The organism is Ruegeria sp. YTSC004 (assembly GCF_059609805.1).
On sequence record NZ_JBXWMJ010000003.1, the window covers coordinates 326,853 to 339,721 of the forward strand.

General features: G+C 59.5%; 13 protein-coding genes. 8 read left to right on the plus strand and 5 right to left on the minus strand.

Annotated features, from left to right (window positions below; all coding sequences use genetic code 11):
• Positions 1-41: 41 nt before the first annotated feature.
• The 3 genes from AC2FFP_RS08620 to tmpA are packed head-to-tail and all read right to left on the minus strand — an operon-like array spanning position 42 to position 2,430.
• The gene (locus AC2FFP_RS08620; protein WP_496844992.1) at positions 42-710 is read right to left on the minus strand and encodes an ureidoglycolate lyase; all 669 of its coding nucleotides are present in this window, start codon (positions 708-710) and stop codon (positions 42-44) included.
• Positions 707-1,297, minus strand: coding sequence for a (R)-1-hydroxy-2-trimethylaminoethylphosphonate oxygenase (tmpB, locus tag AC2FFP_RS08625; RefSeq protein WP_496765428.1), 591 nt, complete (start codon positions 1,295-1,297; stop codon positions 707-709). The genes AC2FFP_RS08620 and tmpB overlap by 4 nt, the downstream gene beginning before the upstream one ends.
• Positions 1,294-2,430, minus strand: a complete 1,137-nt coding sequence (tmpA, locus tag AC2FFP_RS08630; RefSeq protein ID WP_496765424.1) for a 2-trimethylaminoethylphosphonate dioxygenase — start codon at positions 2,428-2,430, stop codon at positions 1,294-1,296. The genes tmpB and tmpA overlap by 4 nt, the downstream gene beginning before the upstream one ends.
• A gap of 99 nt (positions 2,431-2,529) precedes the next feature.
• Between tmpA and AC2FFP_RS08635 the strand changes: the two genes are divergently transcribed.
• On the plus strand, positions 2,530-3,384 hold the full coding sequence (locus AC2FFP_RS08635; protein ID WP_496726346.1) for a LysR family transcriptional regulator: 855 nt from the start codon (positions 2,530-2,532) through the stop codon (positions 3,382-3,384).
• 4 nt (positions 3,385-3,388) lie between these two features.
• Here the strand turns inward: AC2FFP_RS08635 and AC2FFP_RS08640 are convergent, their stop codons facing one another.
• Positions 3,389-3,571: a DUF1674 domain-containing protein gene (locus AC2FFP_RS08640; RefSeq protein ID WP_496726345.1), complete on the minus strand. Its 183-nt coding sequence runs from the start codon at positions 3,569-3,571 to the stop codon at positions 3,389-3,391.
• 89 nt (positions 3,572-3,660) lie between these two features.
• On the opposite strand from AC2FFP_RS08640, the gene AC2FFP_RS08645 reads away from it, so the two are divergent.
• The 7 genes from AC2FFP_RS08645 to AC2FFP_RS08675 all read left to right on the plus strand — a co-directional run bounded on the left by AC2FFP_RS08645 (position 3,661) and on the right by AC2FFP_RS08675 (position 12,121).
• Positions 3,661-4,917 (plus strand): RsmB/NOP family class I SAM-dependent RNA methyltransferase, encoded by a 1,257-nt coding sequence (locus AC2FFP_RS08645; protein WP_496726344.1) that lies wholly within the window; start codon positions 3,661-3,663, stop codon positions 4,915-4,917.
• 90 nt (positions 4,918-5,007) lie between these two features.
• Positions 5,008-6,747 (plus strand): heparinase II/III family protein, encoded by a 1,740-nt coding sequence (locus AC2FFP_RS08650; protein ID WP_496844997.1) that lies wholly within the window; start codon positions 5,008-5,010, stop codon positions 6,745-6,747.
• Positions 6,748-6,769: 22 nt separating this feature from the next.
• On the plus strand, positions 6,770-8,359 hold the full coding sequence (gene purH / locus AC2FFP_RS08655) for a bifunctional phosphoribosylaminoimidazolecarboxamide formyltransferase/IMP cyclohydrolase (protein WP_496880905.1): 1,590 nt from the start codon (positions 6,770-6,772) through the stop codon (positions 8,357-8,359).
• Complete coding sequence (gene lspA, locus AC2FFP_RS08660) at positions 8,359-8,829, plus strand: signal peptidase II (RefSeq protein WP_496880906.1); 471 nt, start codon at positions 8,359-8,361, stop codon at positions 8,827-8,829. The genes purH and lspA overlap by 1 nt, the downstream gene beginning before the upstream one ends.
• 50 nt (positions 8,830-8,879) lie before the next feature.
• Positions 8,880-9,398: a DUF3035 domain-containing protein gene (locus AC2FFP_RS08665; protein WP_109313574.1), complete on the plus strand. Its 519-nt coding sequence runs from the start codon at positions 8,880-8,882 to the stop codon at positions 9,396-9,398.
• An 81-nt stretch (positions 9,399-9,479) separates the two neighbouring features.
• A complete protein-coding gene (locus AC2FFP_RS08670) occupies positions 9,480-10,820 on the plus strand; it encodes a M16 family metallopeptidase (RefSeq protein ID WP_282170221.1) in 1,341 nt (446 codons plus the stop codon).
• Entirely contained in the window at positions 10,817-12,121 is a 1,305-nt protein-coding gene (locus AC2FFP_RS08675) for a M16 family metallopeptidase (protein WP_496880907.1), read from the plus strand. Before AC2FFP_RS08670 ends, AC2FFP_RS08675 begins: the two co-directional genes overlap by 4 nt.
• A 6-nt stretch (positions 12,122-12,127) precedes the next feature.
• Here AC2FFP_RS08675 and AC2FFP_RS08680 read toward each other — a convergent pair whose 3' ends face one another.
• The gene (locus AC2FFP_RS08680) at positions 12,128-12,859 is read right to left on the minus strand and encodes a cyclic nucleotide-binding domain-containing protein (protein WP_496880908.1); all 732 of its coding nucleotides are present in this window, start codon (positions 12,857-12,859) and stop codon (positions 12,128-12,130) included.
• Positions 12,860-12,869: the final 10 nt, after the last annotated feature.

Consider the following 12,869-nt stretch of genomic DNA (forward strand, 5'->3'; position numbering starts at 1 on the left):
GGATTGTGAAAATGCGCGATACTGGCGTTTTGCCCAGTAATTCATAGGTCCTTGATTTTGTCGGCCTGGAGCGGGCAGGCGAGATACACGCCAAATTCAGTCCCGATATCGGCACTGACACGGGCGTGAACCTTGCCTTGCCGGTCGAGGAAACGCTGATTGTCTTCGACCGGGAAAATCCCCTCGTGCCAGATACCGGGATGAATATAGAGGCCACGCGTACCATCACACCAGAAAGCCACCACCTTATCTGGCGTCAGGTTATCGCCGGGCAGCGCGACAGGCACGATGAAGGGCTTGTTGTCCAATGGCCAGAACATCTGTCCGCCATCGGGGTGATAGTTCATGTGCCATAGCAGAACCTGATCGCGCTGTACCGTCTGCAGTCCGGTCTGCGCCTGTTGCGGATCAGCGGACCAACCCAGAACATAGTGGCCCTTGACGGCCTCGTTCTCACCATAGAGCACGTCACCCCGCCAGTCGCATTTGAACGTGCCTTCGACCCAGCCGCCTTCGTCGCCTGTTCCCTCGTCAATCGGTCGCCAGCCTTGTTGCGGCCAACGGGTGATTTCAATCTCGAAGATATCGGGATCGTCGACCAAACAGCCATAGCCTTTGACCGACGTGTCCGTGGCCCGGATCAGCGGAACCTCGTGCCACGGCAGTGACGGTTTCGAGCTGGCCTCGAAGATGTATTCCGGTGCACTCATGACGCCCCCAGATGCCTGTCGACCATGCGCTGCACCATCGGTGCGAAATGGGTGAAATCGGGGGTTTCCATGTCAGCCCGTTTGCCCGCCTCGTCCAAATAGCGCACCTGGATGATCTCTTTCAGGTTTGGGTTGCTCTCGAATTCAGCGACCTCTTCAGCGCTCATCGGCCCGCCCTGCAATTCCAGCGTATGGACCGAGGCGGCGGAGAGACGGTTGAAATACTCAGGCTTGGTCGCGCAGAGATACCGTTTGGCCGCCACGTGATAGCGGCAGCAATCGGTGATGACCGAGGGGAAGAACTGTTCCAGCACTTCGGCACCCGCATCCTCATGGTGGCGGTCTTCGGTATCGTCCGGGTGGTAGGTGCCGAACTCGGACGTGAAATGTCCGATATCGTGCAGCAATGCACCGACGATGATTTCCTCGGGCTGGCCGTTCTGCTCGGCGATCGTTGCACCTTGCAACATGTGTTCAGCCATGGTGACGGGCTCACCCAGATATTCCTCACCGCCGCGGCGGTCGAAGATATCGCCGATGAAAGCCACGATATTTTCCCGGCTCAGGGTCGAGAAATCGGGCTTCATTCTGCGGCCTCCGGTTGACTCATTTCCATCGCGGCCAATGTGGACAGCAACCCGTCCTTGTCGGCATAGCAGCCCTGTAACCAGCGCGAACCCGCGCCGGAATAGCCCAGACGGGCATGCAGAACGCGGGTGTTGTCGACGATGAAGCTTTCACCCGGTTCCAGTTTGAACGACACGCCCATGGCGGGGTCGTCGATGATCTCGCCCAATTGGCGATAGGCGGCGTAGTAGGCCTCCATCTGATCAAAGGGCACGTCGACGAACGGCGCGGATGAGCGATTGTTGAACCGGATACCGACCAATTCACCATCTGGCGATAGCTCGATCATCGGGCGGCGTGAGCGCAGGCAGATACCGTCCGAGCCCTTGTATTCGAACCGGGCGGGATAGCCTGCCAGCAAGGCAAAACCTTCCGGGTTCTGTTCGTGCAGTTTTTCAGCGGCGCGGAAGCCGTCAACCACGATGGAATCACCACCCTCGGCACTGTTTTCCAGGCAATACAGAATTTGCAGCGTCGGAACCGGATCACGATAGGGGTTGTCGGTATGCGCCTGCAGACCAAGGCCGGTATAGGCGAGGTTGGTCGGGTTCACCTCGGTCCGGACCTCAAAATAGGGGCCGTAGTTGGTTTGGCGGACATAGCCGAACAGATCAGCGACTTTCAGCAGGGATTCCGGCTCGGTCGGTCCGCGGGTCAACTTGGCAAAGCCGTATTCGGCCACCGCAGCCAGCCAGCCACGCTTGGCGACGGGATTGGCGTGGACCTCGTCCCAATCTGCGCTGGGCGCGTCGATGCCGCGTCCCCAGGTGGTGATGCCGGGAGCCGTCCGACCCATGGGGCGGTTTTGATCGCGGTCATAGCTGTGCTCGGCCAGCCAGTCGGCGGGAAAGGTGACAATCTTGCCTTCTGGCTGAAAGGTGACTGTCAGATCACCATTGCTGATTTCGGCGGCGCTGACCGAAATGTCTGAGGGGATATCGCCGATGGTGATCAGACGTTGGCCATTGCCGGGCGCGCGGGTTTCGGGGTCCAGCGCGTTGTCGCGTAGCCAGATGGCGTGAAAGCGAGCCTTTGTGCCGGTGTCGAATTCTACGGTCACAACCGAGGCGTCATGGGTGGCAAAGCGCAGCATGGGGGGTCTCCTGTTCAGCGCGGGCTTTGGTTGAGGAGATACGCCCCTTGTGGCATTACGACAATTAATCCTTCTTTCTGCTGAGGCTTGGAAAAACTTATGGCTAAGAAAAAGATCGGGTTGCCACCCTTGGACTGGCTGCGCGTTTTTGAGGCGGCGGGGCGTCTGGGCGGGTTTTCCGCAGCGGCGAGGGAATTTGGTCTGACACAAGCGGCCGTAAGCCAGCGGATCGGCAACCTTGAAGCCTGGCTGGGTCGAACATTGTTTGTGCGTGAGGCGCGTGGCGTGTCACTGACTGTCGAAGGCGAAAGCTACCTACCACTGGTGCAAGACAGTTTGCAGGCGCTTGAACGCAATACCGAGGATCTGTTTGGAAAATCCCCGCGCGAATTGCGGGTGGCCGGTTTGTCATCGCACATCCATGCGCTTGTGGTGCCAAGTCTTGCCCGGTTTCAGGAGATGCAGCCGAAGGTGCGTGTTCTGACCGATTCCGTGGCGCGGCGGTCGTCGCTGGATGAAGAGCGGACATGGCTACAGATCCGTTATGGTCGGGGCGCTTGGCCGGGGCGGGATTCCGAATTGATTGCAGCTGAAGTGCTGGTGCCTATGGCGGCACCGGGCGTGGAATGGGGCGCGCCTTTGATTGATCTGCGCGGAGAACGACCGGGGTGGCGAGATTGGGCGCGAAAGGCAGATCAGGGCGATGTGACTACGTCGAACATCAGCTTCGATTCAATGGAACACGCGTTGTCTGCGGCACGTCAGGGCATGGGCGTAGCGTTGGGGTCGGTGCCCTTGGCCAAGGCGGATCTGCAGGACGGACGGTTGCGCCGGTTACGCCTACCAGAGCTGAAAACGAAGGATGGGTATTGGCTGACCTGGCCCGAGGAACGGGCGAAATCCAAGAAACAGCGCGCTCTGATCGCGGATTTTCTGGAAGCTTTGCGGGGATAGGCGATCAGAAATCGATCGCTATGCCCTTCTTCTCCCAATCACCGTACCGGGCCGGATCGGGGCCGTCGCGACCGCCCAGTTCCTTGGGCATATCTTTTGCCTCAGCCTCGGCTTTGCGGCGCCGCTCTTCAGCTTCGGCAAGGGCGCGCTGGGCAGCAGGCGGCAGGTCTTTGCGGTCGTTACTCATGACATCGGGTTCCTTTCCGTGCATGGGCTTGATATACGCCCGCGTCCGCTATTGGCAATGCGGGCGAGGATTAATTCAAAGGCGATTCCATGTCCGACAACGCAACAGCGGCCCGACGCAGCGCGATCTATCTGCTGGATCAGATACTGGGCGAAGGGCGCCTGCTGTCCGAATGTCTGGCCGCAGGCGCGCTGGACCGGTTGGCCCCTGAAGATCGCGCGCGGGCGCAACGCCTGACGCTGGAAACCCTGCGCGGATTGGAGCGTGCGGATCGTCTGCTGGAAAACCACCTGAACCGCACGCCGGCTTTGACCGTGCATAACGCCCTGCGCCTTGGCGCGGTCGAGCTGTGCCACGGTGAAGCGGCACATGGTGTTGTGAATTCAATGGTCGACATCGTAGGGCGTTCACGCAAGCACGGGCGGCTGAAAGGCCTAGTGAATGCCGTGTTGCGCAAAGTGGCCGCCGAAGGCCCCGATGCATGGCCCAAAATGCGCGTGCCGCGTTTGCCCGAATGGCTGCGTGATCCGCTGATCATGGCATGGGGTGAGGATGCAATCGTGGGAATGGAAAAGGCGCAATTTGCTGGCGCACCGCTTGACCTGTCTGTGAAGCCGGGCGCCAGCGGACCGGGTGAGGCCCTGCCTACCGGTTCGATGCGGCTGCACGATGCCGGTCAGGTCACCGCCCTTCCGGGCTATGGCAAAGGTGATTGGTGGGTGCAGGACGCGGCGGCCGCTATTCCAGTGCGCATACTTGCTCCGAAATCGGGCGAAAAAATCCTCGACCTTTGTGCCGCTCCGGGTGGAAAAACACTGCAACTGGCGGCGGCTGGGGCCGATGTTACGGCGCTCGACGTCTCTGAATCGCGATTGGCGCGGGTGCATGAGAACCTCAAACGCACCGGACTGACTGCCACTGTCGTCGCGGGCGACGCGCTTGAACATCAGGGCCAGTATGACGCCATCCTTTTGGACGCGCCGTGTTCTGCCACGGGAACGATCCGCAGGCACCCTGACTTGCCTTTTGCCAAAGACGGATCGGAATTCGGTGAGCTGATCGAGCTGCAGGCCCGGATGCTGGCCCACGCCTGGAGCTTGCTGAAACCCGGCGGGCGGCTGGTCTATTGCACTTGCTCTCTCCTGCCGGATGAGGGCGAGGTGCAGGTCGAAGAAGCGCTGGACCAACACCCCGATATGTCGGTGGATCGGGCGGCTTTGAACATTGCCGGAATCGAGTCCGAATGGATCACCGAGGAAGGCGGCCTGCGTCTGCGGCCCGATTACTGGGCTGATCTTGGTGGAATGGATGGGTTCTACATCGCGCGCCTGAACAAATCGGCGTAGTTGCATGCTTTTCGATGACTTGACGATCGCCCCGGTCTATCGTTGGGTCTCAGGCGCCAGCAGAGCGCAAGGGGCAGAGTAACGAGCGTCATGTCGAAGACAGATACCATGACCAATCAGTGGACACGGTTTCAGAACCGTCTCTACGCGCGGCTCAGTCAGCGACGCAAAGCGGTCTCGGGGTTTGTTGGCGATCCGGAGCCACGCACGGTCGGCTCATTTGCGCGCGGGCGTCAGTTGGTCGCCGGAAATCTGCTGTTCGCAGGCTATCTGGTCGAAGCTCAGGATACCGAGCTGTGGGATGTGACCGCGCCCAGTACCGGGTTTGACAATGAACGCCACGGCTTTGCCTGGCTCGACGATCTGGCGGCTGTTGGCGATATGCGCGCGCGTGAAAAGGCCCAGCGGTGGGTCTGGGGCTGGATTAACGCGCATGGCCGCGGTCAGGGGCCGGGCTGGGCACCTGATCTGACCGGTCGACGCGTTATACGCTGGATCAACCATGCGATTTTCCTGTTGCGCGGCGCAGATGAACACCAAAGCAGGATGTTTTTTCGTTCGTTGGCCCAACAGACATGGTTTTTGTCCAAGCGCTGGAAGGCAGCGACTCCCGGTCTTCCCCGGTTTGAGGCGCTTGCCGGGCTGGTGCAGGCTGGTCTGGCGCTGGAGGGGTTGGAGCAAATGGCTGATCCTGCCCTTCGTGCTTTGGCACGCGAGTGTGACAGTCAGGTAGACGAACAGGGCAGTATCCCAACCCGCAACCCCGAAGAGCTGCTTGAGGTCTTTATGCTGCTTTCATGGACCTCGGCTGCGCTCAGCGCGTTGGGCCGGGGCACGCCCGGGGCGCAGGCAAGTGCCATCAAACGCATGGCCCCCACCTTGCGCAGCCTGCGCCATGCGGACGGGGCTTTGGCCCGGTTTCACGGCGGTGGGCGCGGTGTCGAAGGGCGTTTGGATCAGGCACTGGCGCAAAGCGGTGTCAGGCCACATCACACCACGGGGCTGTCCATGGGATTTGCCCGACTTTATGCGGCCAGAACCAGCGTGATTGTGGATGCCGCCACTCCACCCAAGGGGGCGGCGTCATACAACGCCCATGCTTCGACCCTCGCTTTCGAACTGACGTCGGGCCGCAGACCACTGGTGGTCAATTGCGGATCGGGCGAAAGCTTTGGGACGGAATGGCGGCGTGCGGGTCGGGCGACACCGTCGCATTCGACACTGTGCCTTGATGGGTATTCAAGCGCTCGGCTGGCGCCACCGACGCAGGGAGTCGAACGCGAGGCACTGGTGGATGCGCCGCATGAGGTTCCCATTGATTTCGAGGATGCCTTTGAAGGCACGCGATTCATGGCCGGGCATGACGGGTATACCAAGGTCTTCGGATTGACTCATGCGCGTACCTTTGAGCTGCGCTTTGATGGGCGTGAGCTGGCCTGCGAGGATATTCTGCTGACGGCCACCGACAAGGCGAAGCGCCAATTTGACAAGGCGATGGACGCCTCGGGCCTGAAGGGCATCGCCTTTGACATCCGGTTTCACCTGCATCCGGACGTGGATGCGGCACTGGATCTGGGGGGCGCTGCGGTGTCGATGGCGCTGAAAAGTGGTGAGATCTGGGTTTTTCGCCATGACGGCGTCGGAAAATTGTCTGTAGAACCAAGCGTTTATTTGGAAAACGGGCGTTTAAAACCACGCGCGACAAAACAGATCGTTCTATCTGGCCGCGCAATGGAGTATGCGACGCGCATCCGGTGGACGCTGAGCAAGGCCCAGGACACAGCCTATGCCGTGCGGGATATACACCGGGACGAGCCCGAGTTTGACTGACGCCAAAAGGACCTTTGACCCCATGACCGATCTTCACCCCGTGCGCCGCGCGTTGCTTTCCGTTTCCGACAAGACCGGGCTGATCGAGCTGGGAAAGGCACTGGCCGAGCGTGGGGTCGAATTGCTGTCTACCGGAGGTACAGCCAAGGCGCTGCGCGATGCAGGGCTTGCGGTTAAGGATGTCAGCGAGATTACCGGCTTCCCCGAGATGATGGATGGCCGCGTGAAAACGCTGCATCCGATGGTGCATGGCGGGCTGCTGGCCCTGCGCGACAATGACAGCCACGTGGCGGCGATGGACGAACATGGCATCGGCGCGATCGACCTGCTGGTGGTGAACCTCTATCCGTTCGAGGCCACGGTAGCCAAAGGTGCGGGTTACGACGAATGCATCGAAAACATCGATATCGGTGGCCCGGCGATGATCCGCGCGGCCTCGAAAAACCACGCTTTTGTGAATGTGGTTGTGGATGTTCAGGATTACGACCTGCTGCTGGCTGAGCTGGCGGCTAACGATGGGCAGACATCCTATGCGTTCCGTCAGAACCTGGCGCAGACGGCCTATGCTCGTACCGCTGCCTATGACGCGGCCGTGTCGAATTGGATGGCCGATGCGCTGGCCGCCGAGGCCCCGCGCCGTCGCGCTTTTGCCGGTGAGTTGAAACAGACCCTGCGCTATGGCGAAAACAGCCATCAGCAGGCAGCATTTTATACTGATGGCACCAACCGCCCCGGCGTCGCGACCGCCGTACAGCACCAGGGCAAGGAACTGAGCTACAACAACATCAACGACACGGACGCGGCATTCGAGCTGGTTGCCGAGTTCGATCCGCCGCAAGGCGCAGCCTGCGCGATCATCAAGCATGCCAACCCCTGCGGTGTTGCCAAGGGCGCGACATTGATCGAGGCCTATAAGGCCGCGTTTGATTGTGACCGCACTTCGGCCTTTGGCGGGATCATTGCGCTGAACCAGCCGCTGGATGCCGAAACCGCGCAGGAAATCACCGGAATTTTCACCGAAGTTGTGATCGCTCCGGGTGCGTCGGATGAGGCCAAGGCAATCTTTGCCGCCAAAAAGAACCTGCGTCTGCTGACAACCGATGGTCTGCCGGACGTGACCGCAGGTGGCAAAACCGTCCGTCAGGTAGCTGGTGGCCTTCTGGTGCAGGATAAGGACAACGGATTTGTCGGCCTGGATGACCTGAAGGTCGTCACCAAGAAAGCCCCGACCGAGGAACAGATGCGCGATCTTCTGTTTGCGTGGAAAGTGGCGAAACACGTCAAATCCAATGCCATCGTCTATGTCAAAGACGGAGCAACCGTGGGTGTGGGTGCCGGACAGATGAGCCGCCTGGACTCGGCGATGATTGCAGCCAAGAAAGCCGAGCGCATGGCCGATGCTCTGGGCTTGGCCCAACCACTGACAATCGGTTCCGCCGTGGCGTCGGATGCGTTTTTCCCGTTCCCGGACGGTTTGATGGAAGCCGCCGAGGCCGGCGCGACCTGTGTTATCCAGCCGGGTGGCTCGATGCGCGATGACGAGGTGATCGCAGCCGCGGATGAGGCCGGTCTGGCCATGGTCTTTACCGGCATGCGCCACTTCCGCCACTGATGCGCTTTCGTCTGCTTCTCTGGGCCGCACTGGCTGCGTTACTGATCGACCAGATCAGCAAGAATCTGGTCGTTCACGTGATGCGCGTAGCCGAAGGGAATATTGATGTCCTACCGCCGCTGCTGGTGTTCAAATACGGTGAGAATCGGGGCATCAATTTCGGCTTGTTTCAGGGCAATACCGATGCTGCCCGATGGGCGTTGATCGGTGTTTCCATGGTCATCGCAATCGGTGTGCTGATCTGGCTTATGCGCACAGCCCCGTCGAAACTGATGCTGGTTTGCGGCGGGTTGCTGATTGGAGGGGCGCTGGGCAACGTCGTGGATCGCCTGCTTTATGGTTATGTTCTGGACTTCCTGAACATGTCCTGTTGCGGCATCAACAACCCTTTCGTGTTCAACCTTGCTGATGTGTTCATTTTCGCGGGAGCGATTGGTCTGGTGCTGTTCGAAGGCAAAAAGGCCTCGTGACGTGTCATTTGAAATGCGATAAAAGCGCCTGAAACAGGCTGGAGACTCTGATGCGGCTGCCGCGTTCCATATTTGCTTTGACATTGGCCTTTGCGGCTGCGGGCTGTTCCGATATCGGATTGCGCCACTTGGAAGCGCCCGGGCAGGGGCCGGACGAATTCTCGGTCCTGCCTGTCAAACCACTGACTCAGCCCAAGGATTACGCTTTTCTGCCTGCGCCCACGCTGGGTGGTGAGAACCTGACCGATCCGAACCCTAAGGCCGAAGCTGTCGTTGCCCTTGGCGGAAACGAATCTTCGCTGAACGCAAATACGGCCATCCCGTCCACGGACGCGGCCCTTGTGACGGCCTCCAGCCGGTATGGGGTTCCGGCAAATGCCCGGCAGGTGGTTGATGCCGAGGATGCAGAATTCCGCAGAAAGCAGAGCCGCCTGACGCGCTTGCGCTTGTTCAACGTGGATCGGTATTCGCAGGTCTACCGCCGCGAAACGTTGAACCCCGACCGTCAGAATGAGGCTGCACGCCAAGCCGGGATCGAAACACCATCGGCGCCACCGGTAGATGAATAATCTTTAACTTTTCGTCATTGGCCTTGAACCCGCGTGGTGCCACCGTAGTTTGAACAGCATAAATCAAACGGAGGACGCCCTATGGTTCGGGCCCTGGCATTGTCGGCAGCCCTGATGGCCGCAACCCCTCTTGCTGCAAGCGAGGGGCACGAAGCGGTCACGACCTTTACGCTGGACAACGGCATGGATGTCGTCGTGATCGAAGATCACCGCGCACCGGTTGTGCAGCATATGGTCTGGTATCGCGCAGGGTCAGCAGATGAGCCCGTGGGATCATCGGGCGTGGCGCATTTCCTGGAACACCTGCTGTTTAAAGGCACTGACACTTTGGCCCCGGGCGAATTTTCGGCCACCGTTGCGGCCAATGGCGGTACCGACAACGCGTTCACTTCGTATGATTATACCGCGTATTTCCAACGCGTTGCCGCCGACCGGCTGGAACTGATGATGCGGATGGAAGCGGATCGGATGCGCAATATTCGCCTGAGCGAAAATGATATTGTCACCGAACGCGACGTGATCCTTGAGGAACGCAACCAGCGCACGGACAACAGCCCGCGTGCCCTGTTCGGTGAACAGATGAGCGCGTCGCAATACCTCAACCATCGCTACGGCGTGCCAATCATCGGCTGGCGGCACGAGATGGAAACGCTGGACATGGAGGACGCGCTGTCCTTCTACCAGACCCACTACGCGCCCAATAACGCCATTCTGGTCGTCACCGGTGATGTCGAACCTGACGAGGTCAAATCGCTGGCCGAGCAGTATTACGGCGTGATCCCCGCCAACCCTGACCTGCCAGAACGGGTCCGGTCGCAGGAACCGCCGCAAACGGCAGAACGCCGTCTGACATACAAAGACGCGCGCGTGTCGCAGCCCTATGTGCAGCGCAGCTATCTGGCACCCGAGCGTGATCCGGGCGAACAGGAAAAAGCGGCTGCTCTGTTTTTGTTGGCAGAACTGTTGGGCGGAAGCACGACATCCTACCTGAACGAAAAGCTGCAGTTCGAGCAGCAGAAGGTTGTCTACACCGGGGCGTTCTATCGGGGTGTCTCGCTGGATGATACGACCTTTGACCTGATCGTCGTCCCGGCTGCAGGCGTTTCCCTGCAAGAGGCCGAAGATGCAATGGATCAGGTGGTTGCCGACTTCATTGCTGAGGGTGTGAACGAAGAAGACCTTGACCGGATCAAGATGCAGCTGCGGGCGTCGCAGACCTATGCGCGCGACAATGTGGATGGGATTGGCAACCGCTATGGCCGCGCACTGACCAGCGGCCTGACAGTTGAGGACGTGCAGGCCTGGCCCGATATTCTGCAAGCTGTCACTGGGGATGAGATCATCGCCGCTGCCCGCGAGGTAATACAACCGGAAACATCGGTCACCGGCTGGCTAATGCGCGATGACGAGGTGACGCAATGAAACGGATATTCGCAACCCTGATCGCGTTCGTTGTCGCTCTGCCCGTGTGGGCCGATATCGAGATCGAAGAGGTTACTTCTCCTGGTGGTATCACCGCCTGGCTGGTCGAGGATCACTCGATCCCCTTCACCGCGCTGGAGCTGCGTTTTCGCGGCGGCACATCGCTGGATGACGCGGACAAACGCGGTGCGGTCTACCTGATGAGCGGCCTGATTGAGGAAGGCGCAGGCGACATGGATGCCCGCACCTATGCGCGTGAGCTGGAATCGCTGGCGGCCTCGTTCCGGTACGGTGCAACCGATGACTCGGTGTCGATCACCGCGCAGTTCCTGACCGAGAACCGGGACGACGTGATCGACTTGCTGCGCACCACCATTCACGAGCCGCGCTTTGATCAGGATGCAGTGGACCGGGTAAAGGCGCAGGTGTTGTCCGGCCTTAAATCCGATCAAACCGACCCGAATGACATTGCGGGTCGTAACTTTGCCCAAATGGCCTACGGCGATCACCCTTACGGCACCGAAGGTAAGGGTACGATCGAAAGCGTGACCGCCCTGACGCGCGATGACGTGGTCACCGCCTATGAGGATGTCTTTGTCCAAGACCGGATGTATGTCGGCGCAGTGGGTGACATCACCCCCGAAGAGCTGGGCGCGTTGCTGGATAAACTGCTGGCCGACCTACCGGAAACAGGCAAGCCGATCCCTGAACGTGCCGATGTGTCCATTCCTGGTGGCGTGAGCGTGGTCGAGTTCGACACGCCGCAATCTGTGGCCCTGTTCGGACATGCGGGCATTGACCGCGATGATCCCGATTTCTTTGCCGCCTTTATCCTGAACCACATCCTTGGCGGGGGCGGGTTTGAAAGCCGCCTGATGCAGGAGGTAAGAGAGAAGCGCGGCTTGACCTATGGCGTCGGCACTTACCTGGTGCCCAAGGATCTGGCCTCGGTCTATCTGGGATCCGTTTCATCCAGCAATGATCGCATTGCCGAAGCGGTCGAAGTGATCCGCGCCGAGTGGGCACGGGCCGCGTCCGAAGGTGTGACCCAGAAAGAACTGGACGATGCCAAAACCTACCTGACGGGCGCTTACCCGCTGAGGTTTGATGGGAATGGCCAGATTGCGGGGATCATGGTCGGGATGCAGATGGAAGACCTGCCCATCGACTATATCGCCACCCGCAACGACAAGGTGAATGCGATCACGCTGGAAGAGATCAACCGGGTCGCCAGCGAATTGCTGGACCCTGATGGGCTCCACTTCACCATTGTCGGCAAGCCCGAGGGTCTGGACGGCTAAACCCGTTCAGGCCGCGACGGGCTGTTTCTGTGCCCGAATCGTATGCTTGTTGCTGCTCAGAAGCTTTTGCCGCGCGTGCCTGAAATGTGCGGCTTTAAGCGCGTCGTCGATATGCCGGTTGCGGCGTAGCAGGCGGGACAGACGGAAATTGTCGAACACCAAGCAAGTTGTCGGCTCTGAGGCGATAACGGTGGCCGTTGCGGGTAGGCCAATGCCGAATGTCAGCTCTCCTAGTGTCTCGTCCGAGCCGCAAATATTGATGACCTGACCATTTTGCAGGATGGTTGTTCGCCCGCTCAGGACATAGCCAAGGAAATCTGTTGTTTTGGCTTCTTCGATCAGAATGTCGCCTTTGGCGAACTCCTGAACCGACGCAGTGTTCAATAGCTTTCGGGCATGATGCGGTTTCAGTGACCCAAGATGATGCGAGATGAACTGGCGCTCGGCTGCGGAAAAGCGAATGAGATGCCGCGAAAGGTATCCGCGCAGCAATCCGATGACCGAGATCGCGATATAGGCCATCTGTATGATCGAACCGGCAAGATTGAATTCTTCAACCATGCTGATCAGAACGCAGGTTGCTGCAACGATAACCAGAACCGGGTAGAGCACGCCATTGCCGCGGACTATGCCGATTTGCAGTAAAAAGTAGTTCAGAATGTAAAGGCCAGCCCCGGCTACGCCGATCATGGTGGCCAATTCGACAAACTCGGTAAATTCAAATGGACTATTCAGCATGTAAGGACCC

What these genes read in the sequence shown, in the direction of transcription:
- AC2FFP_RS08620 (WP_496844992.1), bottom strand. Translation starts at nt 710, where the DNA reads ATGAGTGCACCGGAATACATCTTCGAGGCCAGCTCGAAACCGTCACTG.
- tmpB (WP_496765428.1), bottom strand. Translation starts at nt 1,297, where the DNA reads ATGAAGCCCGATTTCTCGACCCTGAGCCGGGAAAATATCGTGGCTTTC.
- tmpA (WP_496765424.1), bottom strand. Translation starts at nt 2,430, where the DNA reads ATGCTGCGCTTTGCCACCCATGACGCCTCGGTTGTGACCGTAGAATTC.
- AC2FFP_RS08635 (WP_496726346.1), top strand. Translation starts at nt 2,530, where the DNA reads ATGGCTAAGAAAAAGATCGGGTTGCCACCCTTGGACTGGCTGCGCGTT.
- AC2FFP_RS08640 (WP_496726345.1), bottom strand. Translation starts at nt 3,571, where the DNA reads ATGAGTAACGACCGCAAAGACCTGCCGCCTGCTGCCCAGCGCGCCCTT.
- AC2FFP_RS08645 (WP_496726344.1), top strand. Translation starts at nt 3,661, where the DNA reads ATGTCCGACAACGCAACAGCGGCCCGACGCAGCGCGATCTATCTGCTG.
- AC2FFP_RS08650 (WP_496844997.1), top strand. Translation starts at nt 5,008, where the DNA reads ATGTCGAAGACAGATACCATGACCAATCAGTGGACACGGTTTCAGAAC.
- purH (WP_496880905.1), top strand. Translation starts at nt 6,770, where the DNA reads ATGACCGATCTTCACCCCGTGCGCCGCGCGTTGCTTTCCGTTTCCGAC.
- lspA (WP_496880906.1), top strand. Translation starts at nt 8,359, where the DNA reads ATGCGCTTTCGTCTGCTTCTCTGGGCCGCACTGGCTGCGTTACTGATC.
- AC2FFP_RS08665 (WP_109313574.1), top strand. Translation starts at nt 8,880, where the DNA reads ATGCGGCTGCCGCGTTCCATATTTGCTTTGACATTGGCCTTTGCGGCT.
- AC2FFP_RS08670 (WP_282170221.1), top strand. Translation starts at nt 9,480, where the DNA reads ATGGTTCGGGCCCTGGCATTGTCGGCAGCCCTGATGGCCGCAACCCCT.
- AC2FFP_RS08675 (WP_496880907.1), top strand. Translation starts at nt 10,817, where the DNA reads ATGAAACGGATATTCGCAACCCTGATCGCGTTCGTTGTCGCTCTGCCC.
- AC2FFP_RS08680 (WP_496880908.1), bottom strand. Translation starts at nt 12,859, where the DNA reads ATGCTGAATAGTCCATTTGAATTTACCGAGTTTGTCGAATTGGCCACC.